Origin of the sequence: Sphingomonas oligoaromativorans (assembly GCF_011762195.1) — a bacterium.
Taxonomy (GTDB): Bacteria; Pseudomonadota; Alphaproteobacteria; order Sphingomonadales; family Sphingomonadaceae; genus Solisphingomonas; species Solisphingomonas oligoaromativorans.
Genome location: NZ_JAASQK010000002.1, coordinates 228,261 through 255,186, shown reverse-complemented (window position 1 = coordinate 255,186; position 26,926 = coordinate 228,261). Strand labels below are relative to the sequence as shown.

Below are 26,926 nucleotides of genomic sequence, written 5' to 3'. Positions count from 1 at the left end.
CGTCATGGCCTATCTCGATGTGCGGGAACCGTTTGCGACGATGACGGCGCAGCCCCTGTTCCCGCAGAGCTTCTCCCCCTCGGCGTCCGTCGAGGCGATCGGCTTCACGGATGTGGAGTGGGAGGTGATCCGGCTCGCCCGGCGCGACCGGCTGTCCAGCCTGTCGGAGCCCACGCGTCTGTCGCGCCTGTCGGCGTGGCTGTTCGGCGGCGGCATCGCGCGCCGCCTTGCCGATCCGCGGCTGGAGGCGCTGCGCCGGCTCGCCGTGCAGGCGTGGCACCATGGTTATGTGGTGCCGAACTCCGCGATCCACGCCTTCAAGGCCGCCGGTTTCAATATCGATCAACTTGAACTGATGCTGGCGAGCATTGCCGCCGGCCGATCCAGCCGCACCGGGAGGGCCTCGGCATGAACATGCTTACACGCGTAGACCAGGATGAGCGCATCGACGCGCCGGCCAGCGAAGGACGATGGCAGCGGCGCGCCCTTGTGGCGGTGCCGCTGGCGCTGGTCGCCTTTGCCGGTTTCAAGGTGTTCCACCACGCCCCGGCCGCGCCCGCCGGGATGCCGCCGGCGGACGTGACCGTCGCCACCCCGCTCGCCCGCGACGTGACCGAGTGGGACGATTATGTCGGCCGCTTCGTCGCCAGCCAGTCGGTCGAGGTGCGTCCGCGCGTCTCGGGGCAGGTGGTGCAGCGCCACTTCAAGGACGGTGACGTGGTGAAGAAGGGGCAGATCCTCTTCACCATCGATCAGCGCCCGTTCCTCGCGGCGCAGGCCGAGGCCCGCGCCAGCGTCGCCAGCGCCCAGAGCGCGCTGACGCTCGCCCGCTCGGACCTTGCCCGCGCCAACCGCCTGAGCGGTGACGATGCGGTTTCGGCGGGCGAGATCGATGCGCTGCGTTCGAAGGTCCAGTCGGCGGACGCCGCGCTGGCCGGCGCGCAGGCGCGTCTGCGCGAGCGTTCGCTGGATGTGGAGTGGACCGAGGTGCGCGCGCCGGTTTCGGGCCGCATTTCCGATCGCCGGGTCGACACCGGCAATCTCGTCGTGGGCGGGGAGGGGACGTCGGCCACGCTGCTGACCACCATCAACGCGCTCGATCCGATCTATTTCTCCTTCGACGCCTCCGAGGCGCTGTTCCTCAAGACGCAGCGCGCCAAGAAGGAGGGCAAGCCCGCAACCACGGTGCAGATCCGCCTTCAGGATGAAGCCGCCTACAAGTGGACGGGCACGCTGGACTTCACGGACAACGGCCTCGATCCGCGCTCCGGCACGATCCGCGGCCGCGCGACGCTCGCCAACCCGGACTCGTTCCTGACGCCGGGCATGTTCGGCAACATGCGCCTCGCCACCGGCGGCACGACGCACGCGCTGCTGGTGCCCGACGCCTCGATCCAGACCGATCAGGCGCGCAAGACCGTGCTCGTCGTGGACAAGGATGACAGCGTCGTCGCCAAGCCGGTGACGCTGGGTGCGGTGGTGGACGGGCTGCGCATCATCCGCTCGGGCCTGACGCCGGGCGACCGGGTGGTGATCGCGGGTATGCAGGGGGCGATCCCCGGCACCAAGGTCGTGCCGCACGACGGCAAGGTCGCGCCCGATCCCGCCGCCAGCGCGCCCGAGGCCGAAACGCCGGTGCCCGCGCAGGCCACCTTCGCCCGCTAAGGCGAACCGACATTCCCGTTTGGGGCGGTGCTTACCCAGGCTGCCCCAAGATCCCCGGCCCCTTTTCCCCCCTCCGGCCGGGGATCACCCCCTTTCAGCAAGGACGACGTCATGCGTCTCTCTCGCTTCTTCATCGATCGCCCGATCTTCGCGGCGGTGATCGCCGTGCTCATCACGGTGGTCGGCGGGCTGGCCTATTTCGGGCTTCCCGTCTCGCAATATCCCGACATCGTGCCGCCGACCGTGACGGTCGCCGCCAACTATCCCGGCGCGTCCGCCGAGACGGTCGCCGAGACGATCGCCGCGCCGATCGAACAGGAGATCAACGGCGTCGACGACATGCTCTACATGTCGTCGCAGTCGACCGGCGACGGCAAGGTGACGATCACCGTCACCTTCAAGATCGGCACCAACCTCGATGCCGCGCAGGTGCTGGTGCAGAACCGCGTCGCGGTGGCGCTGCCGCGCCTGCCCGAGGAGGTGCAGCGCTTGGGCGTCGTGACGCGCAAGACGTCGCCCAACTTCCTGATGGCGATCAACATCCAGTCGCCGGACGGCACCTATGGGCCGGATTACATCTCCAACTACGCCCTGACGCAGGTGCGTGACCGCCTGTCGCGTATCGACGGCGTCGGCGACGTGACGATCTTCGGCGCGCGCGACTATGCGATGCGCATCTGGATCGATCCGGGCCGGGCCGCAGCACTCAACCTGACGGCGGACGAGATCGTCACCGCTCTGCGCGCGCAGAACGTGCAGGTCGCCGCCGGCTCGATCGGCGCGCCGCCCTACAACACGCATGATGCCTTCCAGATCGGCATCGAGACGCAGGGCCGCCTCACCGATCCGCAGCAGTTCGCCAACATCGTCATCCGCACCGACCCGGACGGCCGTCAGGTGCGCGTCTCCGACATCGGCCGCGTCGAGCTGGGCGCCGCCGACTATGGCACCAACGCCTATCTCTCGGGCAAGCCGTCGGTGATCGTGGCGGCGATGCAGCGGCCGGGCGGCAACGCGCTCTCGTCCGCCATCGCGATCAGCGCCGAGATGAAGAAGCTCGGTGCCCGCTTCCCCAAGGGCCTGGAATATAAGGTCATCTACAACCCGACCGAGTTCATCAGCCAGTCGATCGATGCCGTGTACCACACGCTCGGCGAGGCGGTGATCCTCGTGGTGATCGTGATCCTCGTCTTCCTTCAGAGCTGGCGCGCGGCGGTCATCCCGATCATCGCCATCCCGGTGTCGCTGATCGGCAGCTTCGCGGTGCTGGCGGGCGTGGGCTATTCGCTCAACACGTTGTCGCTGTTCGGCCTGGTGCTCGCCATCGGCATCGTCGTCGACGACGCGATCGTCGTGGTGGAGAATGTGGAACGCAACATCGAGCATGGGCTCAACCCCAAGGAGGCGTCCCGCGTCTCCATGGACGAGGTATCGACCGCGCTCGTCGCCATCGTGCTGGTGCTCTGCGCCGTGTTCGTGCCGACGCTGTTCCTGACGGGCCTTTCGGGCGCCTTCTACAAGCAGTTCGCGGTGACGATCTCGTCGGCCACCGTGTTCTCGCTGATCCTGTCGCTGACGCTGTCGCCGGCGCTGGCGGGGATGCTGCTCAAGCCCAAGGGCCAGCATGGCGGGGAGGGCGGCAACGCCTTCCAGCGCGCCGGCCGCACCTTCGCGGACAAGTTCAACCGCGGCTTCGATCGTCTGGGCAACGGCTATGCGCGGCTGACCCACTTCCTGGTGCAGCGGCCGAAGAAGATGCTGGCCGTCTATGCCGCGCTGATCGCGGCGACGCTGGGGCTGTTCTGGATCACGCCGGGCGGCTTCATCCCGGCGCAGGACCAGGGTTATTTCCTCGCCATCGTGCAGCTCCCCTCGGGCTCCTCGCTCGAACGGACCGACGCGGTGACGCAGGAGATCGCGCAGAAGATCCTGCCCATTAAGGGCCTGCGCGGCGCGGTGATGTTCGCCGGCTTCGACGGCCCGTCGCAGACGGCCGCCCCCAACTCGGCCGCCATCTACTTCCCCTTCAAGACCTTCGAGGAGCGTAAGGCCGAGGGCGCCACCTACGCCGGGATCATGGATCAGGCGAACAAGGCGGTCGCGGGCTATGACAAGGCGCGCGTGCTGCTGGTGCCGCCGCCGCTCGTGCAGGGCATTGGCTCGGCCGGCGGCTATCGCATGATGGTCGAGGATCGTGAGGGCCGTTCCTATCAGGAACTCGCCAAGGTCTCGGCCAAGCTCATCGGCGACGCCAACAAGACCGAAGGCCTGAAGCAGATCTACACCTTCTTCGAGACGGGCACGCCGCGCATCTTCGCCGACGTGGACCGCCGCAAGGCCGCCCTGCTGGGCGTGCCGCCGGAGCGCGTGTTCGAGACGCTTCAGGATTATCTGGGCTCGGCGTTCATCAACGATTTCAACCTGCTCGGCCGCACCTTCCATGTGACCGCACAGGCCGACGCGCCCTTCCGCAACACGGTGGCGGACATCGCCAACCTCAAGACCCGCTCGGACTCCGGCGCGATGGTTCCGATCGGCGCCGTCTCGACCTTCAAGGACAAGAACGGGCCGTATCGCGTGGTGCGCTACAACCTGATGCCGGCGGTCGAGGTCGATGGCGACACCGCGCCGGGCTACTCGACGGGCCACTCCCTCCAGGTGATGGAGAAGCTCGGCGACGCTCTGCCGGCGGGCTACGACCATGAGTGGACGGGCATCGCCTATCAGCAGAAGACGGCCGGCAACACGGCGGGCCTCGTCTTCGCCATGGGCACGCTGTTCGTCTTCCTCGTGCTGGCTGCCCAGTATGAGAGCCTGACGCTGCCGCTCGCGATCATCCTGATCGTGCCGATGTGCCTGCTGGCCGCCATGGCCGGCGTGAACCTGCGGGGGATGGACAATAACGTCCTCACCCAGATCGGCCTGGTCGTGCTGATCGCACTCGCGGCCAAGAACTCGATCCTCGTGGTGGAGTTCGCCAAGCAGGCGGAGGAGAAGGACGGCCTGTCGCCGATCGACGCGGCGGTGCAGGCGGCGCGGACCCGTCTGCGTCCGATCCTGATGACCAGCTTCGCCTTCATCCTCGGCGCCGTGCCGCTGGTGATCGCGAAGGGGGCGGGCGCCGAGCTTCGGCAGGCGCTGGGCACCGCGGTGTTCTTCGGGATGGCGGGTGTGACCGGCTTCGGCCTGCTCTTCACGCCGACCTTCTATGTCGTGTGCCGTGCGCTGGGTGACCGGCTGTCGCGCCTCCGCCGTCGTGGCGGGGACGAGGCCGCCCCCGTCCTCCAGCCGGCCGAATGAGGTTCGTCATGACCACATCTTTCATTTCGCGAGCCACAAAAGATCCGCTCGTGCTGAGCTTGCCGAAGCACGGGCCGCGAGCGGCGCGCACGGGGCACGTCCTTCGACGGGCTCAGGGCGAACGGGGGAGGGGCGGGCTGGCCCTGCTCCTCGCCGCGACCACGATGCTGACCGCCTGCGCGGCGGGGCCGGATTATCACCGGCCCCAGACGGCGGCGAGCGCGGCCAAGCCCTTCATCGGCGCGGCCAACCCGGCGGTGGACGCCACCGCCAAGGCCGACGACCAGTGGTGGCATCTCTACAATGATCCGGTGCTCAACGGCCTGATCGCCGATGCGCTCGCCGCCAACACGGACCTCCGCGTGGCGGTGGCGCATCTGGAGCGGGCGCGGGCGAACCTGCGCGGCGCCAAGTCGGATCGCCTGCCGCAGACGTCGATCAGCGCCTCGACCAACTATCAGCGCGTGCCGGGCTACGAAGTCTTCCCCGGCACCAAGCGCGAGGAGTGGAGCCTCGATACCGGCCTCAACGTCTCCTACGAGGTCGACCTGTTCGGCCGCGTGAAGCGCAGCGTCCAGGCGGCGCGGGGCGACTGGCAGGCGGCCGAGGCGGATCGCGACGCGGTGATGGTGGCGGTCGTCGCCGACACCGTGCGCGCCTATGCCGACGCCACCGCCTCCGCCCAGCAGATCGCGGTCGCCAACGATACGGTGGCGCTGCTCGACAAGTCGGCGCGCGTCACGGCGGCGCGGGTCGAGGCGGGGCGGTCGGAGAAGCTCGACCTGATCCGCATCACCGCGCTCCGCGATCAGCGCAAGGCGGACGTCGCCCCGCTGGAGGCCGAGCGCGATGCCGCGCTCTTCCGTCTGGCGACGCTGACCGGCCGCACGCCGCAGGATCTCCCGCAGGCGGCGCGCGATGCGACGGTGTTGCCGAAGATCGCCCAGCCGATCCCGGTCGGCGATGGCGCGGCGCTGATCGCACGCCGCCCGGACGTGCGCGCGGCCGAGCGCAGGCTGGCGGCGGACACGGCGCGGATCGGCGTCGCGACCTCCGATCTCTATCCGCATATCTCGCTCGGCGGGCAGATCGGGCAGACCAGCGCCGGCCTCTCGGACGTGTTCACCGGCGGCCCGTTCCGCTGGCTGGCGGGTCCGCTGATTAGCTGGAACTTCCCGAACATCGCCGCCACCCGCGCCAAGATCGCGGGCGCCAAGGCCGACACCAAGGCTTCGCTGGCGACCTTCGACGGCACGGTGCTGACGGCGTTGCAGGAGACCGAGACGGCGCTTTCGGGCTATGCCCACGAGATCGACCGCCATCAGGCGCTGGTCGCGGCGCGGGACGAGGCGCAGCGGGCGGCGAATGTCGTCCTCGCCCGCCAGAAGGAGGGCACGACCGACTTCCTGACCGTGCTCGATGCCCAGCGCACGCTTGCGGACGCCCAGGCCGATCTGGCGGCGTCGGACGCGCGCATCGCGTTTGCGCAGGTCGATCTGTTCCGGGCGCTGGGTGGCGGCTGGCAGCAGCAGGCGCCGCAGGTGGCTCAGGCGAAGGCGGCGGAAAAGCCGGCGTCCTGACTTTTCCGATCCCCTCCCTCGGCTTCCGGGGGAGGGAGGTCGGCCCTAGACGGCCTCGACGGGCAGCGAGCAGACATCCACCCATGTCGCGTCGACCAGCTCCGCCAGGCGATCGGGCGTGAGGCGCACCGAGCTGGTGCGCGATCCGGCGGCGGGATAGACCTCGCCGAAATCCTTGAGAGAGATGTCGCAATAGACGGGAAGCGGCGTGGCGAGGCCGAAGGGGCATACGCCGCCGACGGGATGGCCTGTCAGCGCTTCCACGTCCTCGGCGCCCAGCATCCGGGGGCGACCGCCGAGAATATCCTTGGTCTTGCGGTTGTCGAGCCGGGCATCGCCGCGCGCGACGATCAGCATGACGGCATCGCCGATGCGGATCGAAAGCGTCTTGGCGATCTGCCCTGGCTCGACCCCCAGCGCCTGCGCGGCCTCGGAAACCGTGGCCGTGCTGGCGCCCTGATCGATGATCGCGATATCCGGCGCCTTCCTCGCAAGGAAGGCGCGGACCGAATCAAGGCTCACGATCAGGCGTTGAGCTTGTCCTTCACGGCCTTCGCCGGGGCGAAGCCGAGCTTGCGGGACGCCGCGATGGTCATCGCTTCGCCGGTCGCCGGGTTGCGGCCCTCGCGAGCGGGGCTGTCCTTGACCTTGAACTTGCCGAAGCCGCTGATCGAAACTTCGGTGCCCTTGGCGGCGGCGTCGGTGATGGCGGCGAAAACGGCGTCGACGACCTTGCGGGCGTCCGCCTTCGACAGGCCGTGGCCGGCAGCGATCTGCTCGGCGAGCTCAGTGTTGTTCATGGAACTCGTCTCCTCCTTTACGAGAGGCGGGTCATAGCCGTTCAAAATGAAGAAGGTCCAGCGTTTCCGCGCTTTTTCACGAATTCCGGGGCAGAAGGACCGTCGCGCCGGTCGTCTGGCGGGCTTCGAGGCGCCTGTGGGCCTCCGCCGCATCCCCCAAAGCGAGCCTCTGGCCGACCGGAACGGCGATTCCGCCGCGGATCATCGCGAACAGCCGGTCGGCCAGCGCGCGGCGCTCCTCGGGGGAGTGCGCATAGTCGCCGAGAGTCGGGCGGGTGACGAAGATCGAACCCGTCTTCATCAGCGTCAGCGCGTCGAAGGGCGGCACCGGGCCGCTGGCATTGCCATAGCTGACGATCATCCCCCGCCGCGCGACCGAGCCCAGCGAGGCCTCCCAGCTCGCCTTGCCGACGCCGTCCAGCACCACCGGCACGCCGCGCCCGCCGGTCAGCGCGCGGACTTCGGCGGCCAGCGCGTCCATCGGGCAGGAGAGCGCGTGCGCCGCGCCCAGCGCCTTGGCCTGCGCGGCCTTCTCCGGCGATCCGGCATGGGCGATGGCGGCCGCGCCGATCGCCTTCAGCCACTGGACCAGAATCGACCCGACGCCGCCCGCCGCCGCATGGACGAGCACGGTGTCGCCCGGCCGCACCTTCGCGCATTGCTCGATCAGGAAGGCGGCGGTCATGCCCTTGAGCATGGCGGAGGCGGCCGTCTCGTCGTCGATATCGTCGGGGAGGTGGACCAATGCCTTCGCGGGCATCGTCCGCACCGTGGCATAGGCGCCGACCGGGCCGGTGGCATAGGCGACGCGATCGCCCGGCGCGAAGCCCTCGACTCCGTCGCCGACCGCCTCGATCACGCCCGCCGCTTCGGACCCGAGCCCGGCCGGCAGCTCGACCGGATAGAGGCCCGAGCGCCGATAGGTGTCGATGAAGTTGAGGCCGATCGCGCGATGGCGCACCCGCACCTCGCCCACGCCGGGGGCGGAGGGGGCGACGGCCTCCCGCTCGATCACCTCGGGGCCGCCGGTGCGGCGGATCATCATGCGGAAATCGTCCATGAGGGGGCTCCTTCTTCGGCCTGCCTTATCGCGCGGGAGAGGCGCCGCGCCATCGGCGATATTGGTCAGGCCGGTCGTCCCGTTTGCCTTGTGCGGCCGGAGGCTTTGTGGGAGAGCTTGGCCATGCCAGCCATCGGACAGAAGCTCTACCAGCGCGTTGCCGCCGCCATCAGTGAAGCCATCGAGAGTGGTCAATATGCCCCCGGAGCGCGGCTTCCGGGCGAGCGCGACCTCGCCGAGGAGTTCTCGGTTAGCCGCCCGACGATCCGGGAGGCGATGATCGCGCTCGAGATTCGCGGGCTGGTCGAGGCGCGCCACGGGTCAGGCCTCTATGTGACGAACACCGCGCCCGCCGAGGTCGCCGCGCTCGAACTCGACATCGGCGCCTTCGAGCTGACCGAGGCGCGCATCCTGTTCGAGGGCGAGACGGCCGCGCTCGCCGCGACGGTGATGACCGAGGAGAAGCTCGCCCGCCTCGAAACGCTGATGCGCGAGATGTCCGGCCCCAATCCCGACATGCGGACCGAGCAGGCCGACCGCCGCTTCCATGTCGAGATCGCCGCCTGCACCGACAACAGCGCGATTCGCGGCGTGATCGAGATGCTGTGGGATTTGCGCTATCGCTCGCCGCTCTGCGTCCACATGTTCGCCAAGGCGGCGCGCAGCGGCATCAATCCGCGCATCGACGAGCATCGCGCCATCCTCGACGCGCTGAAGAGCGGCGATGCGCACGCCGCCCGCGCCGCGATGCACAGCCATCTGCGCCGCGTGATCGAGGATGTCCTCGCCGCCACCGAGATGGAGGCGATGGAGCGCGCCCGCACCGAGATCAGCGCCCGGCGCAGCGAGATCACGCGTCGCATCTCGCTCTGAAGATGGGTTGCGGAGGCGGCGCTTCCCCGGCATAGCCGCCCGCCCTCGCGCCACCGGAGAGAAAGATGCACGCCGCCCTCGGGCTCGATTTCGGCACCACCAACAGCGTCGCCGCCCTCGCGGGCGCGGCGGGTGGCACATCCGAACTCCTCTCCTTCGCGGCGCCCGAAGGGGCGACCGATTCGGTGTTCCGCTCCGCGCTCTGCTTCTGGCATGACGATGCGGTGAAGGGTGGCCTCGCGGTCGAGGCGGGGCCGTTCGCGATCGCCGAATATCTCGAATATCCCGAGGACAGCCGCTTCATCCAGTCGTTCAAGTCGGTCGCGGCCAGCGCCAGCTTCGAGACGGCCTCGGTGTTCGACAAGCGCTATCGCTTCGAGGAGCTGGGGCGCTTCTTCCTCTCCAAGCTCACCGACCATGCGTCGGGCCGGCTCGACAAGCGGCCGGAGCGGGTGATCGTCGGGCGGCCGGTGGAATATGCCGGCGGGCGGCCCGATCCGGCGCTGGCCCGCACGCGCTATGACGCGATGTTTCAGGGCTTCGGCGCCGAGATCCATTATGTCTACGAACCGCTGGGGGCGGCGTTCAGCTATGCCTCGCGGCTGGACGCGCCGGCGACCATCCTCGTCGCGGACTTCGGCGGCGGCACCAGCGACTTCTCGGTGGTGCGCGTGGCGGCGCCGGGGGCGAAGCGGCGCTGCGAGCCGCTGGGGCACGCCGGCATCGGCATCGCAGGCGACCGCTTCGATTACCGTATCGTCGACAAGCTGATCCTGCCGATGCTGGGCAAGGGCGGCTCCTACCGTTCCTTCGACAAGGAGTTGGAGATTCCGCGGAGCTGGTTCGCCGACTTCGCCGACTGGTCCCGCCTCGCGCTGATGCGCAACCGGCGGACGATGGAGGAACTGGCGCGGCTCCAGAAGACCGCCGTCGAACCCGAAGCCATCGGTCGCATGATCGCGCTGATCGAGAATGAACTCGGCTACCCGCTCTATGACGCGGTGGGCGGCCTCAAGAAGGCGCTCTCTTCGCAGGAGCAGGCCGCGTTCCACTTCTCGGGCGCGGGGCTCACCATCGACGCCGAGGTGACGCGCGCCGACTTCGAAGGCTGGATCGCGGAGGATGTCGCGCGCATCGCCGCGACCGTCGATCAGGCGCTGGCGGCGGCGAACGTTGCGGAAGGGGATATCGACCGCGTGTTCCTGACCGGCGGCTCGTCGCTGATCCCGGCGATCCGCCGCATCTTCCTCGATCGCTTCGGCGCGGACCGCATCGCGACCGGCGGCGAGCTGACCTCCATCGCCCACGGGCTCGCGCTCGTCGGGCAGGAGGACGACATCGCCGCCTGGTCGAACTAGAGCGATTTCAAAGCAGGCGGAATCGCCTGCTGACTCGGAAATCGCGGTACAACAAAGGCTTAGGCCGGGATCGGGCCGGTTGAAAGCACCTCGATCGCGCCCGCCTTGCCGCCGAAATCGACGCGCTCGCCGTCATAGGCGCCCATCATCGCGCGGGCGAGCGGGGCGGAGAAGGCGAGGCGGCCCGCCGTGGGTTCGGCCTCATCGTCGCCGACGATATCGATCTGGCGCTTCTGGCCGTTGAGCTTGAATTTTACGCGCGAGCCGAAGGCCACCTCGTCGTCGGCCGGTTGCGGCATCAGTTGCGCGGTCGCCTGACGGGTGCGCCAGTAGCGCAGCTCGCGGCGCAGGCGGGTGCGCTCCTCCTCGGACAGCCCCTCGGTGGGCGCGGCCTCCAGCTCGTCCACCTTCGCCTGGATGAGCGCCAGTCCGCGCTCGGTGACCAGATTAGGCCCCGGCGGCAGCGGCAGCTCGAATTTCGGCTCCATATGTTCATCGTCGCTCTCGCGACGAAACGCGACACTCACGGTCCCTCTCCCCAACCAAAGAGATTCGATATGGCGATGGCGGTGTGCGATCGCCAGTACGGTTGCGCTAACATTGGACAGCGTTATCATGATCCGGCCGGGCCGCAGAGCCAGTGGGAGGATGCGTATCATGATCGAGTTGAGCCGTCGGGATGTGCTGATCGCTGCGGGTGGCCTCGCCGCCGCTTCGCTGGAGGCGCGCGCTATGGGCGCGGCGCCGGGCCGCAAGGTGGGCTATGCCATCGTCGGCCTCGGCTATTATGCGCTGGAGGTGATCCTGCCGCAGTTCGTCAACTGCGAGCATAGCAAGGTGGTGGCGCTGGTCAGCGGCGATCCGGCCAAGGCCAAGCGCGTCGCCCAGCAATATGGCGTGCCGGACCACGGCATCTACAATTACCAGAATTACGACAGCATCCGTAACAACCCGGATATCGACGTCGTTTACGTCATCCTGCCCAACTCGATGCACGCGGAATATACGATCCGCGCCGCCAAGGCCGGCAAGCATGTGCTGTGCGAGAAGCCGATGGCGATCTCGTCGGCCGAGTGCGAGGCGATGATCGCGGCGTGCAAGGCGGCGGGCAAGAAGCTGATGATCGGCTATCGCTGCCACTTCGAGCCGCACAATCTGGCGGCGATCAAGCTCGTCAAGGACGGCACGCTCGGCAAGCCGCGCTACGTCCATTCGGAGCATGGCTTCGTGCAGGGCGATCCGAGCAAGTGGCGGCTCAAGAAGGCGCTGTCGGGCGGCGGCTCGCTGATGGACATGGGCATCTACAGCCTCCAGGCCGCCCGCTACATGACCGGCGAGGAGCCGACCTCCGTCTTCGCGCGCGAAAGCACCGACCGCAGCGATCCGCGCTTCCACGAGGTGGAGGATCTCATCGAGTGGACGCTGACCTTCCCGTCGGGCGCGATGGCGGCGTGCATGTCGTCCTACAGCTCGGGCCACAACCATATCCGGCTGACGGGCACGAAGGGCTGGGTCGATCTGGAGCCGGCGACGAGCTATCGCGACCAGAAGATGCGCGTCCATGTGAAGGACGACGAGCATGAGGTGACGCCCCCTCCGGGGCCGGGCGCCAACATGTTCGCGGCGCAGCTCGACCATATGGCGGAGTGCATGACGACGGGCGCTACTCCGATCGTGCCGGGTGAGGAAGGATTGCGGGATTTGCGGATCATCGAGGCGATCTATCGTTCGGCGGCCAGCGGCCAGGTGGTGAAGCTGTGAGCATCGCGTTCGATCGCCGCGCCTTCCTCGCGTCCGGCGTCGCGCTGCTGGCGGCGCCCGCTTTCGCGCAAGCCGTGGCGCCCACCGTCCGCCGCGTCTCGCCCAAGCTCGACCGCATCATCGCGCCGGACGCGAAGGTGGAGGTGATCGCCACCGGCATCAAATGGGCCGAAGGGCCGGTATGGGTGCGCCAGGGCGGCTATCTGCTCTTCTCCGATCCGCCGGCCAACATCATGCGCAAATGGTCGCGCAAGGGCGGCGTGTCGGTGTTCATGGAGCCCTCGGGCCTGCCCAACCCGGACCCGAAGCTGGTCCGCGAGGCGGGCTCCAACGGCATGGCCATGGATCATCAGGGCCGGCTGCTGATCGCCAATTCGGGCGGCCGCTCGCTCGATCGCGTCGATCTCGCCAGCGCCAAGCGGACGGTGCTGGTCGATCGCTACAAGGGCAAGCGCTTCAACAGCCCGAACGACATGCATGTCGCGAAGTCTGGCGCGATCTACTTCACCGATCCGCCTTATGGCCTGCTCAACGGCAATGAGTCGCCGATCAAGGAACTGCCCTTCAACGGCGTCTATCGCTGGACGGAAGGCGGCGAGGCCGTGCTGGTGGACGATAGCCTGACCTGGCCCAACGGCATCGCCCTCTCGCCGGACGAGAAGAAGCTCTACGTCTCGGTATCGGACGAGAAGGCGCGGCGGATCATGGTCTATGATCTCGACGCGAAGGGGATGCCGACCGGCTCGCGCGTCTTCCTCGATGCCTCGGCGATGCCGGGGCCGGGCAACCCGGACGGGATGAAGGTGGCGGCCGACGGCACGCTGTTCTGCTCGTCGCCGGGCGGCATGTGGCTGTTCACGCCGGAGGCCGAGCCGCTGGGCGTGATCGAGGACGGAATGCCGATCGCCAATTGCGCGTTCGGGGATGACGGATCGACGCTCTACATGGCGTCGTCGGATCGCATCCTGCGCCTGCCGCTCAGGCTGAACGGCTGGAAGGCCTGAAATCGGGAAGCGTTGCACCCGCCCGGCGGGGAGGGGGGCAGGGGCCGGGCGGGTGCGTGCGGCCTCCGTTAGAGAAAAGCGCGGCGATCGACTAGCGCCGTTGCGGACACATCAGTGTTGCGCAGGCCGCAATAATCGCCGCGCCGATCTCCTCAGGCGGCAGCAGCCGGGGTCGCACGGAAGCTGATCGCCATGCGGTTATAGGCGTTCATCAGGCCGATCGCGATGGTGAGGTCGGCAAGCTCGGTCTCGCTGAACTGCACGGCAGCGGCCTGATAGTCGGCATCCGGCACGCCGGTGGTGGAGACGTTGGTGACACTCTCCGCCCAGGCCAGCGCGGCGCGTTCCTTGTCGTCGAACAGCTTGCCGCCTTCGCGCCACGCCGGGACGAGAACGAGCTTCTCGACGGCCATGCCGCCCTTGAGGAGGTCACGGCTGTGCATGTCGATGCAGAAGGCGCAGCCGTTGATCTGGCTCACGCGCAGAAAGACGAGATCGACGAGAGCGCCCGGTAGGCCGCTGTGCAGGATGTGGCCATAGACGCCGCCCAGCGCCTTCATGCCGGCTGGGGTGGCCTTGTTGTAATCCATGCGCTGCGACATCGATATGTCCTTTCAATCGGGGATGACGCCTTGTCTGCTTTTTATGCGCCGGGGAAAAGCACCAAGAATGCCATGAAATGTTGCACCATCCCGCGGAGCGGCGTCAGGATTCCTGCCAGGCGCGGCGGATGGCGGGGATCAGCGGTGCGATCTCGTCGGGCGCGGTGATGCGGGTCTGGCTCCTCAGCCGTTCGGACCAGCTCGCGCGGGTCGGCGGTTCGAGCTGGGCGGCCGCCTCGGGCGGCACGGCGAGGCCGAGGATCAGCGCGTCGCCATCGGGCCGCGCGGCGGCGAACTGATAGTTGCGCGAAAAGGCGGTGAAGGCCTTGCGCTGGCCCGTCACGACATCGTCGAGCGTCGCCATCGCCTCCTTCACCGCATCGAGCAGCGCGCGCGCCTCGGGGCTCTTCCAGAGCGTGTCGGCAAGCGTCTCGGGATCGGTCCAGCCGACCTCCGGCGGGAAAGCGGTGGAGAGCACCAGCGAGGCGCGATTCTGCGCCAGCCCATGCTCGGCCTTGAACCAGGCGAGGCGGGCGCGGTGCTTGGTCTCGGGGCAGGTGCGGGCGATCTCGACCCATTGGTCCAGCGAGCGGCCGGTATCCCGCTCAAGCCCCTCGCGGAGCGACGCGAACCAGTTGCGCTGGCGGTCGGTGAGGGAATGCGTGTCGACGTCAGGCATCGCGAGTCTCCCACTGGCGAAGCAGGGTCGCCCGATCGGGGGCGGCGTGTCCAGCGGTGGTGCTGGCCTCTGACAGGGGCTAAGGCAGACATGTGACAAATCTTCCGGGGACCGGCGAGTGACCAAGGCGGCCAGGCATTTTTCCTCGATCCACACGCATGGCTTCGTGCGTGTCGCGGCGGCGACGCCGGCGGCGACGGCGGGCGATCCCGCCGCCAATGCCGAGGCGGCGCTGCACCTCGCGCGGGCCGCGCACGAGGATCATGTCGATCTGGTCGTCTTCCCCGAATTGAACCTTTCCTCCTATGCGGTGGACGATCTCCATTTGCAGGACGGCTTCCGCCATGCGGTGGAGCGGGCGCTGGGCACGGTGGTGGCCGGCACGGGCAAGCTTCGGCCGGTGCTGGTGCTGGGCGCGCCGCTGATGCGCAACGGGCGGCTCTACAACTGCGCGGTGATCGTGGCGCGCGGGCGCGTGCTGGGCGTGGTGCCCAAGACGTTCCTGCCGAACTATCGCGAATATTATGAGAAGCGCTGGTTCGCCTCCGGGGCGGGGCTCACCGGCCTCACCATCGATGTGGCGGGCGAGACGGCGCCGTTCGGCACGGACCTGATCTTCGCCGCGCGCGACCTGCCGGACCTGACCTTCGCCGCCGAGGTCTGTGAGGATTTCTGGTCGCCGACGCCGCCCTCCACCATGGCGGCGCTGGCCGGCGCGTTGATCCTCTGCAATCTCTCGGCCTCCAACATCGTCATCGGCAAGGCGCGCGAGCGCGCGATGCTGGCGGCCGCCCAGTCGGCGCGGACATGCTCGGCTTATGTCTTCGCCGCCTCCGGGCCGGGGGAGAGCACCACCGATCTCGCGTGGGACGGGCAGGCGCTGATCCACGAGCTGGGCTTCGAGCTGGCCACATCTCCCCGCTTTGCCGCTGAGCCGGGGCTGCTGGTGGCGGATGTCGATGTCGGGCGGCTGCGCGCCGAGAGGATGCGGGTCGGCACCTTCAACGATGCGGCGGCCTTCGCCGGCCATCCCGAGACGCGCACCCGCCGCGTGTCGTTCGAGCATCGGCCCGATCATGCCGATATCGGCCTGAAGCGCCCGGTCGCGCGCTTTCCGTTCGTGCCGGCCGATCCGGCGCGGCTCGACGAGGATTGCTACGAGGCGTTCAACATCCAGGTGGAGGGCCTGTCGCGCCGGATCACGGCGTCGGGCGCGAAGCGGCTGGTGATCGGCGTGTCGGGCGGCCTCGATTCGACCCATGCGCTGATCGTCGCGGCCAAGGCGTTCGACCGGCTGGGCCGCCCGCGCTCGGACATCCTCGGCTTCACCATGCCGGGCTTCGCGACCGGGGACGGCACCAAGGCCAACGCCTGGGCGCTGATGAACGCATTGGGCGTCACCGGCGCGGAGATCGACATCCGCCCCGCCGCGACGCGGATGCTGGAGGACATGGCCCACCCCTTCGCGGGCGGCGAGCCGGTCTATGACGTCACCTTCGAGAATGTGCAGGCGGGCCTGCGCACCGACTATCTCTTCCGCCTCGCCAACCAGCGCGAGGGGATCGTCATCGGCACGGGCGATCTGTCCGAGCTGGCGCTCGGCTGGTGTACCTATGGCGTCGGCGACCAGATGAGCCATTACGCCGTCAATGCCGGCGTGCCCAAGACGCTGATCCAGTTCCTGATCCGCTGGTGCATCCGCACGGACCAGTATGATCCCGCGACCGATCAGGTGCTCGACGCGATCCTCAACACTGAGATTTCGCCGGAACTGGTGCCGGCGGGCGCGGACGGCGCGATCCAGTCGACCGAGGCGAAGATCGGCCCTTATGCGCTCAACGACTTCTTCCTGCATTATATCGTCCGCTGGGGGATGGACCCGACCAAGATCGCCTTCCTCGCGCTCCATGCGTGGGGTGATGCGGCGGCCGGCGAGTGGCCCGTCGGCGTGCCGGAGACGGCGCGGGTCGCCTATGATCTGCCGACCATCCGGTATTGGCTGGAGCGTTTCCTGTGGCGCTTCTTCCAGATCAGCCAGTTCAAGCGGACCGCCATCCCGAACGGCCCGAAGGTCTCGACCGGCGGCGCGCTGAGCCCGCGTGGCGATTGGCGGGCGCCTGCGGACGGCACCGCCGCGCCGTGGCTGGCGGCGCTGGAGCAGGGGCTGCCCTCCTAGCGCCTGCCTCGCTTCCCGCCTGCCGGATGCTGAATCGTCTCGCTTCGGCACAGGCGCATTCGGATGAGTGCGTCAGGGACTCGCGCCAAAAGTAAACAGATTATTAATCTGTGCCCATGATCGAGGCATCGCGCACTTTGTCCGCCACGCCGCTTCGTCCGGCGTTCGCTTATCGCCCCCGTCCGCGCTTCCTCGTGCCGCCGGAAGCCGTTCCGTCCGTGCCCGCCATCGCCGAAGGCGCGCGCTGGGGCCTCGCGCGTGAGGATCTGGCGTTCTTCGCCGCCTGCTATGCGGCCGGGCTCGTCTTCTTCCTCATCATGCTGAGCTGAGCGCGCGGTCGGCGGCGCGATGCAGCCGCCAGGCGATCGCCGCCGCCAGCAGGCTGCCCACCACCACCACCAGCAGCGTGCCCGTCACCGGCACGCCGACCCGGATCAGCGCCGCGAACAGCAGCGCGCCCATCACCATCGCGCCCGAATTGACGATGTTGTTCGCCGCCACCGTGCGGGCGGTATGGAGCTTGTCCACCGTCGTCGTCAGGAAGGCGTAGAGCGGCACCACGAACATCCCGCCGGACATCGCCACGCCGAACAGATCGACCAGGATATGCTTGGCGCCCCGCAGTTCGAGAAAGGCCTTCCAGCCGACCATCGCATCCGGCGCGTCCCAATGTTCGGCGACATGATGGAGATCGAGCAGGAAGAGGCCCATCAGGATCGCGGCGGCCGGCGCGTAGCGGGCCGATACGGTGCCGCCGAGCAGCCGGTTGATCGCGACCGAGCCGATGCCGACGCCCACCGAGAAGACGGCGAGGAACAGCGTCGCCACCTCCTGATCCGCGCCCAGCACATTCTTGACCAGCGGCACGAACAGCGTGCCGAGGATCGCCGCCTGCATCCAGAAGCAACTGATCGCGAGGATGGCGAGGAAGAGGCGCGGCACATGCAGCGTTTCCGACACCAGCCGGATCGAGGCGCGCACGACGTGGAGATCGACGCTGTCATCCTCGATCACCGGCGGGGCGGGGGGCACCTGCTGGCCGACGATGCGCCCGACGAGCGCCACCGCCAGCACGGTGGCCGCGGCGGCCTCCGCCGGGATGATGCCGCCGACGATGATGCCCAGCAGCACGCCGCCATAGGTGCCCGCCTCGATCAGGCCGGTGCCGCCCAGCACCTCGTCCGAATCCAGATGCTGCGGCAGGAGGGCATATTTGATCGGCCCGAAGAAGGTGGAATGCACCCCCATCGCGAACAGCGCGGTCAGCAGCAGCGGCACCGATTGCAGCAGCAGCCCTGACGCGCCGACCAGCATGATGCCGATCTCCACCGTCTTCACGATGCGGATGATCCACGCCTTGTCGCGGCAATCCGCGAGCTGCCCGGCGAGTGCCGAGAACAGGAAGAAAGGCAGGATGAACAGCGCATTGGCCGCCGCATTGAACGCCGCTTCGAGCCGATTGTCCGAGAAGATCCGGTAGGTGACGAGCATCACCATCGCGGTCTTGAACAGGTTGTCGTTAAAGGCACCCAGGAACTGAGTGGAGAACAGAGGCAGGAATTTCCTGCGTGTCAGGAGCTTCAAGGATGCTTGCATATGTGAACGCGACGACCCGCCTTCCCCACGGTGAGGGCAGCACATAGCCCAGCACGGCCCGAGTACCAAATCCCAACATGAAACCGGCATGTGCCGAGGTGGTTCAAACCGTTCGTCCGATCGGCTAGGCTGTTCGTGCCTGACATTTCGATCGGATATGCCGCGCCGATGCTATCGCTTCCCAATCTGCTGACGCTGTCGCGAATTTTCGCGGTTCCGATCCTCGTGGCCCTGCTGTGGCACCCCGGCTGGGTGGGTTATGTGCTGGCCTTCCTGCTCTATTGCCTCGCCGGCATCACCGATTATTTCGACGGCTATCTGGCGCGCGCGCAGGGCACCGTGTCGAAACTGGGCATCTTCCTCGATCCCATCGCGGACAAGATCATGGTCGCCGCCGTGATCGTGATGCTGATTTCCACCGAGCAGGCGATCGGCGGCCACCCCGTGATCGCGGGCTGGCATGTGGTCGCGGCGCTGGTGATCCTGCTGCGCGAGATCGCGGTGTCGGGCCTGCGCGAGTTTCTGGCGCAATTGTCGGTATCGGTGCCGGTCAGCCGGCTCGCCAAGTGGAAGACGACCTTCCAGATGGTGGCGCTGGGCGCGCTGATCCTGGCGGGGGCGTTGCCCGAATGGCCGTGGGTCCACGCGCTCGGCCTCGTTTGCCTGTGGCTGGCGGCGGGGCTGACGCTGCTGACGGGCTGGGATTATCTGCGCGTCGGCCTGAGGCATATGGACTGAGAGATGGCGCTCAATCTCCTCTATTTCGCCTGGGTGCGCGAGGCGATCGGGCGCGACGGCGAGACGATCGATCCGCCCGAGGGCGTGGAGACGGTGGCCGCGCTGGTCCGCTGGCTGGCGGCGCGCGGCGGCGGCTATGCCGAGGCGCTGGCCGAGCCGATGCGGCTGCGCTGCGCTGTGGACCAGAGCTTCGCTTCGCTGGCGACCCCGATCGCGGGCGCGCGCGAGATCGCGCTGTTCCCGCCGGTGACGGGCGGATGAGCGCCCGCGTGTCCGTGCAGGAGGCGGATTTCGACATCGCCTCCGAACTGGCCCGGCTAGAGACGCTGGGCGGCGGCGGCGTCGCGAGCTTCACCGGCGTGGTGCGCGGCGGCGGGGGACTGGAGGCGCTGCGGCTGGAAACCTATCCCGGCATGACCCAGGCCGCGCTGGAGACGATCGCGGAGGAGGCGCAGCGGCGCTGGCCGCTCACGGGCCTGACGCTGATCCACCGCCATGGCACGCTGCCCGTCGGCGCGCGCATCGTGCTGGTGGGGACGGCCTCGCGCCACCGGGCGGCTGCGCTGGAGGCCTGCGCCTTCCTAATCGACTGGACCAAGACGCGCGCGCCCTTCTGGAAGCAGGAACTGTTCGCCGACGGCGTCACGCGCTGGGTGGAGGCCCGGCCGGAGGATGACGTCGCCGCCGCCGCCTGGGACTCCAGCGCGGAGCATGGCCGCCCCTAGGCGGCGCTCTTCAGCGCGTCGGCCAGCAGGCGGAACTCCTTGGCGCGCGGGCTCCCCTTGCGCCATGCGAGCGCGATGCGGCGGGAAGGGCGCTCGGCATCCAGCTTGCGCGTGATGACGCCGGTGCCGTTCAGGATGCCCGCCTCGATCGCCATCTCGGGCAGCATCGTCACGCCGAGCCCATTGTCCACCATCTGCACCAGCGTGTGGAGCGAGGTGCCCAGCATCGAGGCTTCGGCGCTCAGTTCCGGCCGGTTGCAGGCGGCGAGCGCATGGTCCTTCAGGCAATGCCCGTCTTCGAGCAGCAGCAGGCTGTGCTCGTCGATCGCGTCCGCCGGCACCGGATCGGGGACGAACTCGCTCTGGCCGCCGGGGAAGGCGAAGTGCAGCCGATCCTCGAACAGATCCTCCGACTCCACCTCGCCGCAACGATAGGGGAGGGCGAGCAGCACGCAGTCGAGCCGCCCGCGCTGGAGCGAATCGCACGCCGCCGACGTCACCTCCTCGCGCAGATAGAGCTTGAGGTCCGGCCATTCGGCACGAAGGCGGGGCAGCAGCTTCGGCAGCAGGAAGGGCGCGATGGTGGGGATGACGCCCATGCGCAGCTCGCCCGACAGCGGCTTGCCCGCCGCCCGCGCGAGATCGGCGAGCGTATCCGCCTCGGCCAGCACGCGCCGCGCCTGCGCCGCGATGCGTTCGCCCACCGGCGTGAAGCGCACCACCCGCCGCGTCCGCTCCACCAGCGTCAGGCCGAGCAGCGACTCCAGTTCGCGCAGGCCCGCCGACAGGGTCGACTGGGTGACGAAACAGGCGTCCGCGGCGTTCCCGAAATGGCCATGCTCCTGCAAAGCCACCAGATATTGGAGCTGTTTCAGCGTCGGAAGGTAAATGCTCATCCAGCGGACTTTTCGATCATAAAGCCAAGAATAATCGATCAGTCGGCATGATAGCAATGCCGCACGGCAGGGCGGCGGGCGGCACGGAGTGGGGCCAGCATGGGCTAACGCGCCCGCCCCCTCGCAATCCCCGGACGAGCGTCCTAAATAGGCCGCAAGTCAAGGGGAGCTGCCCATGCCCGGCCGTCTGGTCGCCTATCTGGATTCGATCAAGGCGCGTGATCCTGCGCCCCGGTCGCGTTGGGAAATTCTGTTGTATCCGGGCGTGTGGGCGCTCGGTTTCCACCGGATCGCGCACGCGCTCTTCAAGGCGCGCTTCTTTTTCCTGGCCCGAGCGGTCAATCACTGGTCGCGGATGTGGACGGCGATCGACATCCATCCCGGCGCCACCATCGGGCGCAACCTCTTCATCGATCATGGCTTCAGCGTGATCGGCGAGACGTCGGTGATCGGCGACAATGTCACCATCTACCAGTGCGTCACGCTGGGCGGCACCAATCCGGTGAACGGCAAGGCGGGCAAGCGCCACCCGACGCTGCTCGACGGCTCGGTGATCGGATCGGGCGCGCAGGTGCTGGGGCCGATCACGGTGGGCGAGGGCGCGCGCGTCGGCGCCAATGCCGTCGTCACGCGCGACGTGCCGGCGGGCGCCACGATGGTGGGCATCCCCGCCAAGCAGACGCTGGTCGACGCCGCCGATTACAACCGCTTCACGCCCTATGGCACGCCCTGTGGGGAACAGCTCGACCCCGCGACGCAAAAGCTGGAGATCATGCGCTGCGAGATCGACCAGCTCCGCAAGCGCATCGACGATGTGATGCGCGAGCGTGACGATGCCCGCGCGACGCTCCGGCGCGTCGATCCCGATCGGGAGAGCGCGTGAGCGGCATCGTCACGCCCTTTCCGGGCGGCGCGGTTCGCGCGGCCGGGCAGGTCGGGTTCGACCGGATCGAGCTGATGCGAATCCTCGATCTCTATGGCCGGATGGTCACGGCGGGGCACTGGAAGGACTATGCGATCGATTTCGAGCGCGACGTCGCCACCTTCTCCGCCTTCCGCCGCGCGGCCGAGCGGCCCGAATATCGCATCGAGAAGCGCCCCGCGCTCCGCCACCGGCAGGGGATGTGGGCGCTGCTCGGCGAGCATGGCGTGGTGCTGAAGCGCGGCATCGAGCTGGGGCCGGTGCTTGCGCCGGTGGAGCGCAAGCTGCTCCGCCTGATCGAGGATTAGAGCGGAATCCGCACTTTCACATGCTTGCCGCGCAGGCGGACCGTCGGCGGATCATGCGGTGGTCCGGGCGGAGCCTCGATCTCGTGGAAGGTCCACCGCCCGGTAAGGCTTGCCGCGCGGGGCGCGGTGTTGAAGGCGATGCGGTCGCTGAACAGGCGCGACAGGTCGAAATGGCTGGCCACCGGCCGCCCGCCGCCATGCCATGGCGCCGCCTGAGCGGCACCGGCGCAGAGCAGCAGAGAAAGGCCGAGCAGCCGGCGCATGACCCTGTCCCATGGCGAAGCACAGGCTGATTCAAAGCGGGAGGGGCCGTCTTGGTTCCCTCCGCGCGCCGAACGCCACGCGAAGGCAGACGGAGCGTTTGGTCGCCTCGCCCGCCTGGTGCGGTGCCGCCGCTAGAAGAACAATTTGCGCAGGCTGATCTTCACCGTCCGCCCGAGCGGATCGAGATAGGCGGGCTGATAGCTGAGCGGGGTCGCGCCGGTCGCGTCGCGGACGTGCTGGCGGCTGTCGAAGATGTTGGTGACCGCCAGCGTCACGCGCATCCCGCGCGCCCAGCGATGCTTCACCAGCGAAGGCTGCTGGCCGAGATCGGCGAACAGGCGGAAGTTGGCGGTGGCGAGCGAGGAGAAGTGCAGGTCGCCGGTCGCGGTGCCGGTGCCGCCGGTGACGGTGGTGGCGCTCTCCCACTGGCCGCTGAAGCGCGCGCCGATGCCGTTGTTGGTCATGCCGACCTGAAGCTCCAGCTCGTGCCGGGGCTGTCCGCCGCCCGATCCGGTGGTGCCGCCGTCGAGCAGGTCGAGGCGAGGGCCACCCTGCTTGATGAGGATGTCGTCGCGGAAGAACCAGGTGTGATAGAAGGAGATCTGGAGCCGGCCGCCGCCCTGTCCGCCGCCTCCGCGCCCACCGAAGCCGTGCCCGCCGCCGCCACCGCCACCACGGAAGCCATTGCCGTCGCCGCCGCTGCGCGGGCCTTCGCCGCTCGTCGCGCTGTTGGTGTTGCCGCCGCCCGGCCCGCCCGCGGCGGAGCCTCCGCTTCCGCCGCCGCCAAAGCGCCCGAAGCCGCCCGCTGCCCTCAGCGCGCGATAGGCGTCGATCAGCTTCTGCGAGGATTTGAGCTTTTTCGTGAAGTTGAAGCCCCAGCGCAGCTCCTGCCGATCCTCGCGCGCGAAGTTGATCGGGCGGACGTCGATGCGCTCGAGAGTGCCGTCCTCGTCGCGGGTGAAGCGATCGGGGAAGGCCGCCTCGATCGCCGCCGTCGGCGAGGGGAAGCCCGCGATCGCGTTGCGGATGCTCGAATGGATGTAATTGGCCGTGATGGTGAGATCGGTGTTGTGGATCGGTTTCAGCGTCAGGCCGATCTTGTCGACATGGCGATGATCCGCCTGGAGCGCCGGATTGCCGCCCGCCGTCTCCGATACGTCCACGGTCTGCCCGGTGCGATAGTCGAACACGCGCACCTCCGGCGTCACGATCACCGGATTGCCGAGCTGCTGCACCGTCGGCGCGCCCTCGTCGTGCGTGGTGGAGGCGATCAGGTTGATGCCGTCGCGCGGGCTCCAGTTCACCCCGTAGCCATAGGTGGTGAGCGTGCCGAAGTCCGACAGATGATCCGCCGCGACGTTGAAATTGGCCGAGAGGTCGCCGATCGCGCCGAGGATGTGGTTCTTGCGGCTGGTCAGCGGCAGGTCGAGGTTGAGCTGCCCACTCGCATCGCGCCGCGAGAGCGATGCGCTCTGCACGATCCCGCCGCGCACCGAGCTGGAGTCGAACCCGCTGTCCGACCAGCCGACCTTGACGCTCGACGAGAGCGGCCCCGCAGGCAGATTCACCAGCGGCCCGTTGGCGACGAGCTGGATATTGCCGGTGTTGGAGATCGCCCGCGCCCGCGCTTTCTGCATCGCACCGAGCAGGTTCGCGGGGATGGGGCCGAACGGGTTGAGGCTCGCATCGCCGGCGCTGAGCGCGGCCTGCACGGCGGAGACGTCGATGCCCGTCTGGGTGATGGTGCGCGTGTCGCCATGATCGACATTGCCGGTGAAGGACAGGCGCCACTTGGCGAAATCGCCGTTGAGGCTGAAGCCGCCATGGGCGGTCAGCGTCCGTGTGCTCTGCTTCAGGGGATCGGTGTCGAGATAGCGATAGAGCGCGATCTCCTGCCCGAACGGAGAGAAGGGATCGGTCGACGGCACGAGGAACTGACTGCCGGGAAGCCCGCGCAGGCTGTCGCTGTCGGTGAGGTCGAACGTGCCGTTGACGGTGGCGCTGATCTTCCGGGTGAGCGGATGGGCGAGCACCGAGTTGACCGTGAAGTCCCGCTTCGAGGGCGCCAGCGTGCGGTAGGGGGAGATGTCGGTGACGTTGGGCGTGCCCGCCGTGCCGACGAAATCGTTGAGGCCGGGCGCGCCGTTCGCGGCCGAGACGGGGACGCCCGCGACTGTGACCGGACGGCCGACGGCGGCGCTCAGCGCCGGATCGATCTCCGCGCCGCCGATGCCGGTGATGTTGCCGGTCAGGTCATAGGGGCGGCCGGTGGCGGCGGACATCAGGCCCCGGTCGCTCTCCAGCAGCGAGGCGGTGTCCTGATATTTGAGGTCGAGGTTGACGCGGCTGTCGCCACGGATGCGCAGCAGGTCGAGGCTGGCCGTGCCGTTCTCGGCGCCGCCGTCGGTGGTGCTGCTGCCGCCGCCCTCGCCGGTGACCGCGCGGAAGCGGCGGCGCAGCACGATGTTCACCACCCGCTGATCGGCCGAATAGCCATATTTGAGCGCGACTTCCTCCGGCAGGATGTCGACGCGCAGGATCGCCTCGGTCGGGATATCGCGGATTTCGCTGAAGCTGGAGATGCGCTTGCCGTTGAGCAGCACCGCCGGCGCCTCTCCGCCACGGCCGCGATCGCTGCGGACTTCGGGGCCGAGTTCGCTGAGCAGGTCGGCGACCGAGCTGACGCCATAGGCGCGGATGTCGGCGGGGCTGTATTGCAGCTCGGCGGGGATGTCGCCCACCACCGCGCCCGGCAGGTGCGCGCCCTTGACGACGATCTCCTCATCGTCGGCGGAGATTTCGGGCGGGGGCGGGGCCTTGCCGGCCGCTGGATAGGCGAGGGCGGGAAAGGCGGAAAGCGTGCCCAGCAACAGCGGCACGGAAGCATATAGACGGCGCCGGAAAGCCGCCCCACTCGTCTTCACGCGAATTTCCCCCACTCGAAAGGCATATGCCTTGCCGGCCCCTTAGCCTCCCAATCCTTCCATGGGATTGCAGGGGCAAGGCCCTTTGGGACATGTCGGAGAAATATTGCGGAGGCGGCGGGCGGGCGCCCGTCATTCGTTGCCGAAAATGCCCCCGAGCAGCCCGCCCAGCGCCGCGCCGGCCGCACCTCCACCCAGCGCCGCGCCGACATTGCCGCCGCCCCGTGCGTTTTCGCCGTTGGGCAGGTGGCGGGCGATCTCCTCGGCGAGGTTGAGGATCGGCATGGACTGGAGCCAGATGCGGCCCGGCCCGGTCAGCGTCGCGAGGAACAGGCCTTCGCCGCCGAACAGGACGTTGCGGAAGCCGCGCACCATCTGGATGTCGGTGGAGACGGTCGGCTCCTGGATGCCGATATGCCCGGCATGGACGCGCAGGCGTTCGCCCGGCGCCAGCACCTTCTCGATCACTTCGCCGGAGAGATCGAGGAACACCGTTCCCGGCCCGGTGACGCGCTGGAGGATGAAGCCCTCGCCTGCGAACACGCCCGCACCCAGACGCTGCTGGAGCGCGATGTCGAGCGTCACCGAGGCCTCGGCGCAGAGGAAGGTCTCCTTGCGGCAGATCAGCGATTGGCCGGATGCGAGCCGGACGGGCAGGATCTTGCCGGGAAAGCGCGGCGCGAAGGCGATGTGCCCGGCCTGCTCGGCGCTATATTCGGTGATGAACAGGCTGCCGCCGCCCATGGCGCGCTTCAGGCCGGCGAAGAGGCCGCCGCCGGTGTGCGTGTCCATGGCGATGCCGTCCGACATCCAGGCCATGGCGTGCGTCTGGCTGAAGATGCGCTCGCCGCGATCGAGATCGATCGAGACGGTCTGCATGACGGTGCCGGAAATGTCGTAGCGCATCGAGCTCTCCCCAAAGGCCTGCTGCCCGCCTTCTAGGACGCCGCGCGGGAAGAGGCGAGGGGCGCGCAACCCCTCGTTTGTCAGGTCTCAGGCGCGGCCGTCGGCGTCGAGCGCGTAGCCGGCCGAGCGGACGGTGCGGATGATATCCGGCATCACGCCGTCATTGTTGATCGCCTTGCGCAGGCGGCGGATGTGGACGTCCACGGTGCGCGGCTCGATGTCCGCCTCGCGGCCCCACACCGAATCAAGCAGCCGCTCGCGCGAGAAGACGCGGCCCGGATGCTCCAGGAAATGGCGGAGCAGGCGGAATTCCGTCGGCCCGAGCGCGATATGGCTGCCGTCGCGGCGCACCTTGTGGCCGACGAGGTCCATCTCGATGCCGCCATATTCCAGCCGCTCGCCGGCCAGCGCCGGCCGCACGCGGCGCAGCACCGCCGACACGCGGGCGAGCAGCTCGCGCGGGCTGAACGGCTTGGTGACATAATCGTCCGCGCCGGTTTCGAGACCGCGCACGCGATCCTCCTCCTCGCCGCGCGCCGTCAGCATGATGATGGGGAGGTTCGCCGTCTCGGCGCGGCGGCGCAGGCGGCGGCACACCTCGATGCCGGAGAGCCCCTCGACCATCCAGTCGAGCAGCACGAGGTCCGGCGTGTTCTCGGTGGCGAGGAGCAATGCCTCCTCGCCGTCGGGCGTGCGCTCGACCTCGAAACCCTCCCGCTCGAGATGCCAGGAGACGAGTTCGGCGAGCGCGGCGTCGTCCTCGACGAGCAGAACGCGGCCCGGCATCGC

The 26,926-nt window shown here is 68.5% G+C and carries 27 protein-coding genes; 15 read left to right on the top strand and 12 right to left on the bottom strand.

The genetic code is table 11. From position 1 onward, the window contains the following. Positions 1 to 4: 4 nt before the first annotated feature. The 4 genes from FHS98_RS05210 to FHS98_RS05195 all read left to right on the top strand — a co-directional run bounded on the left by FHS98_RS05210 (position 5) and on the right by FHS98_RS05195 (position 6,545). On the top strand, positions 5 to 412 hold the full coding sequence (locus tag FHS98_RS05210; protein WP_167101085.1) for a hypothetical protein: 408 nt from the start codon (positions 5 to 7) through the stop codon (positions 410 to 412). Next, positions 409 to 1,665 (top strand): efflux RND transporter periplasmic adaptor subunit, encoded by a 1,257-nt coding sequence (locus FHS98_RS05205; RefSeq protein WP_167101083.1) that lies wholly within the window; start codon positions 409 to 411, stop codon positions 1,663 to 1,665. Before FHS98_RS05210 ends, FHS98_RS05205 begins: the two co-directional genes overlap by 4 nt. A 111-nt stretch (positions 1,666 to 1,776) precedes the next feature. Further along, positions 1,777 to 4,965, top strand: coding sequence for an efflux RND transporter permease subunit (locus FHS98_RS05200; RefSeq protein WP_167101079.1), 3,189 nt, complete (start codon positions 1,777 to 1,779; stop codon positions 4,963 to 4,965). Between the two features lie 164 nt (positions 4,966 to 5,129). Continuing rightward, complete coding sequence (locus FHS98_RS05195) at positions 5,130 to 6,545, top strand: efflux transporter outer membrane subunit (RefSeq protein ID WP_167101736.1); 1,416 nt, start codon at positions 5,130 to 5,132, stop codon at positions 6,543 to 6,545. Positions 6,546 to 6,590: 45 nt separating this feature from the next. Here the strand turns inward: FHS98_RS05195 and FHS98_RS05190 are convergent, their stop codons facing one another. From FHS98_RS05190 to FHS98_RS05180, 3 genes are all read right to left on the bottom strand, one after another. After that, the gene (locus tag FHS98_RS05190) at positions 6,591 to 7,067 is read right to left on the bottom strand and encodes a YbaK/EbsC family protein (protein ID WP_167101076.1); all 477 of its coding nucleotides are present in this window, start codon (positions 7,065 to 7,067) and stop codon (positions 6,591 to 6,593) included. Positions 7,068 to 7,069: 2 nt separating this feature from the next. Further along, on the bottom strand, positions 7,070 to 7,345 hold the full coding sequence (locus FHS98_RS05185) for an HU family DNA-binding protein (protein WP_019831929.1): 276 nt from the start codon (positions 7,343 to 7,345) through the stop codon (positions 7,070 to 7,072). A gap of 76 nt (positions 7,346 to 7,421) precedes the next feature. Next, a complete protein-coding gene (locus tag FHS98_RS05180; RefSeq protein WP_167101073.1) occupies positions 7,422 to 8,405 on the bottom strand; it encodes a quinone oxidoreductase family protein in 984 nt (327 codons plus the stop codon). A gap of 123 nt (positions 8,406 to 8,528) precedes the next feature. Between FHS98_RS05180 and FHS98_RS05175 the strand changes: the two genes are divergently transcribed. Both FHS98_RS05175 and FHS98_RS05170 read left to right on the top strand, forming a co-directional pair. Further along, positions 8,529 to 9,278: a FadR/GntR family transcriptional regulator gene (locus FHS98_RS05175; protein ID WP_167101070.1), complete on the top strand. Its 750-nt coding sequence runs from the start codon at positions 8,529 to 8,531 to the stop codon at positions 9,276 to 9,278. 65 nt (positions 9,279 to 9,343) lie between these two features. Beyond that, positions 9,344 to 10,636 carry an Hsp70 family protein gene (locus FHS98_RS05170; protein ID WP_167101067.1) on the top strand — a complete coding sequence of 431 codons (1,293 nt, stop codon included), beginning with the start codon at positions 9,344 to 9,346 and terminating at the stop codon, positions 10,634 to 10,636. A 59-nt stretch (positions 10,637 to 10,695) separates the two neighbouring features. Here the strand turns inward: FHS98_RS05170 and FHS98_RS05165 are convergent, their stop codons facing one another. Next, entirely contained in the window at positions 10,696 to 11,163 is a 468-nt protein-coding gene (locus FHS98_RS05165) for a GreA/GreB family elongation factor (protein ID WP_167101064.1), read from the bottom strand. 130 nt (positions 11,164 to 11,293) lie between these two features. On the opposite strand from FHS98_RS05165, the gene FHS98_RS05160 reads away from it, so the two are divergent. Both FHS98_RS05160 and FHS98_RS05155 read left to right on the top strand, forming a co-directional pair. Next, positions 11,294 to 12,397, top strand: coding sequence for a Gfo/Idh/MocA family protein (locus FHS98_RS05160; RefSeq protein ID WP_167101061.1), 1,104 nt, complete (start codon positions 11,294 to 11,296; stop codon positions 12,395 to 12,397). Further along, on the top strand, positions 12,394 to 13,401 hold the full coding sequence (locus tag FHS98_RS05155) for an SMP-30/gluconolactonase/LRE family protein (RefSeq protein WP_167101058.1): 1,008 nt from the start codon (positions 12,394 to 12,396) through the stop codon (positions 13,399 to 13,401). Before FHS98_RS05160 ends, FHS98_RS05155 begins: the two co-directional genes overlap by 4 nt. Positions 13,402 to 13,553: 152 nt before the next feature. Here the strand turns inward: FHS98_RS05155 and FHS98_RS05150 are convergent, their stop codons facing one another. Together FHS98_RS05150 and FHS98_RS05145 are read right to left on the bottom strand one after the other, a co-directional pair. Next, on the bottom strand, positions 13,554 to 14,003 hold the full coding sequence (locus tag FHS98_RS05150; RefSeq protein ID WP_167101055.1) for a carboxymuconolactone decarboxylase family protein: 450 nt from the start codon (positions 14,001 to 14,003) through the stop codon (positions 13,554 to 13,556). 103 nt (positions 14,004 to 14,106) lie between these two features. Next, positions 14,107 to 14,682 (bottom strand): DUF4287 domain-containing protein, encoded by a 576-nt coding sequence (locus FHS98_RS05145; protein WP_167101052.1) that lies wholly within the window; start codon positions 14,680 to 14,682, stop codon positions 14,107 to 14,109. A 118-nt stretch (positions 14,683 to 14,800) separates the two neighbouring features. Between FHS98_RS05145 and FHS98_RS05140 the strand changes: the two genes are divergently transcribed. Both FHS98_RS05140 and FHS98_RS05135 read left to right on the top strand, forming a co-directional pair. Further along, the gene (locus FHS98_RS05140) at positions 14,801 to 16,858 is read left to right on the top strand and encodes an NAD(+) synthase (RefSeq protein ID WP_167101049.1); all 2,058 of its coding nucleotides are present in this window, start codon (positions 14,801 to 14,803) and stop codon (positions 16,856 to 16,858) included. Between the two features lie 116 nt (positions 16,859 to 16,974). Further along, on the top strand, positions 16,975 to 17,187 hold the full coding sequence (locus tag FHS98_RS05135; RefSeq protein WP_167101046.1) for a hypothetical protein: 213 nt from the start codon (positions 16,975 to 16,977) through the stop codon (positions 17,185 to 17,187). Here FHS98_RS05135 and FHS98_RS05130 read toward each other — a convergent pair. Further along, positions 17,174 to 18,454, bottom strand: a complete 1,281-nt coding sequence (locus FHS98_RS05130) for an MFS transporter (protein WP_167101043.1) — start codon at positions 18,452 to 18,454, stop codon at positions 17,174 to 17,176. The genes FHS98_RS05135 and FHS98_RS05130 overlap by 14 nt on opposite strands. Positions 18,455 to 18,622: 168 nt before the next feature. Here FHS98_RS05130 and pgsA point away from each other — a divergent pair, with 168 nt between their 5' ends. From pgsA to FHS98_RS05115, 3 genes are read left to right on the top strand one after another with little or no spacing between them, the layout of a single operon-like run. Continuing rightward, positions 18,623 to 19,192, top strand: coding sequence for a CDP-diacylglycerol--glycerol-3-phosphate 3-phosphatidyltransferase (gene pgsA / locus FHS98_RS05125; protein WP_167101040.1), 570 nt, complete (start codon positions 18,623 to 18,625; stop codon positions 19,190 to 19,192). 3 nt (positions 19,193 to 19,195) lie between these two features. Beyond that, positions 19,196 to 19,453, top strand: coding sequence for a molybdopterin converting factor subunit 1 (gene moaD / locus FHS98_RS05120; RefSeq protein ID WP_167101037.1), 258 nt, complete (start codon positions 19,196 to 19,198; stop codon positions 19,451 to 19,453). After that, a complete protein-coding gene (locus FHS98_RS05115; protein ID WP_167101034.1) occupies positions 19,450 to 19,917 on the top strand; it encodes a molybdenum cofactor biosynthesis protein MoaE in 468 nt (155 codons plus the stop codon). Before moaD ends, FHS98_RS05115 begins: the two co-directional genes overlap by 4 nt. Here the strand turns inward: FHS98_RS05115 and FHS98_RS05110 are convergent. Then, entirely contained in the window at positions 19,914 to 20,813 is a 900-nt protein-coding gene (locus FHS98_RS05110) for a hydrogen peroxide-inducible genes activator (RefSeq protein WP_167101031.1), read from the bottom strand. The genes FHS98_RS05115 and FHS98_RS05110 overlap by 4 nt on opposite strands. A gap of 175 nt (positions 20,814 to 20,988) precedes the next feature. Here FHS98_RS05110 and epsC point away from each other — a divergent pair, with 175 nt between their 5' ends. Then, positions 20,989 to 21,696 (top strand): serine O-acetyltransferase EpsC, encoded by a 708-nt coding sequence (gene epsC, locus FHS98_RS05105; protein WP_167101028.1) that lies wholly within the window; start codon positions 20,989 to 20,991, stop codon positions 21,694 to 21,696. Next, positions 21,693 to 22,043, top strand: a complete 351-nt coding sequence (locus FHS98_RS05100) for a DUF2794 domain-containing protein (RefSeq protein ID WP_167101025.1) — start codon at positions 21,693 to 21,695, stop codon at positions 22,041 to 22,043. Before epsC ends, FHS98_RS05100 begins: the two co-directional genes overlap by 4 nt. On the opposite strand, the gene FHS98_RS05095 is transcribed toward FHS98_RS05100, so the two are convergent. The 4 genes from FHS98_RS05095 to phoB form a co-directional block, all read right to left on the bottom strand. Then, positions 22,040 to 22,306, bottom strand: coding sequence for a hypothetical protein (locus tag FHS98_RS05095; protein WP_167101022.1), 267 nt, complete (start codon positions 22,304 to 22,306; stop codon positions 22,040 to 22,042). The two genes, FHS98_RS05100 and FHS98_RS05095, sit on opposite strands and share 4 nt — an antisense overlap. Before the next feature lie 132 nt (positions 22,307 to 22,438). After that, positions 22,439 to 25,186 (bottom strand): TonB-dependent receptor, encoded by a 2,748-nt coding sequence (locus FHS98_RS05090; protein ID WP_167101019.1) that lies wholly within the window; start codon positions 25,184 to 25,186, stop codon positions 22,439 to 22,441. A 177-nt stretch (positions 25,187 to 25,363) separates the two neighbouring features. After that, positions 25,364 to 26,137, bottom strand: a complete 774-nt coding sequence (locus FHS98_RS05085; RefSeq protein ID WP_167101016.1) for a TIGR00266 family protein — start codon at positions 26,135 to 26,137, stop codon at positions 25,364 to 25,366. 87 nt (positions 26,138 to 26,224) lie between these two features. Further along, positions 26,225 to 26,923 carry a phosphate regulon transcriptional regulator PhoB gene (gene phoB, locus FHS98_RS05080; RefSeq protein WP_167101013.1) on the bottom strand — a complete coding sequence of 233 codons (699 nt, stop codon included), beginning with the start codon at positions 26,921 to 26,923 and terminating at the stop codon, positions 26,225 to 26,227. Between the last annotated feature and the right edge of the window lie 3 nt (positions 26,924 to 26,926).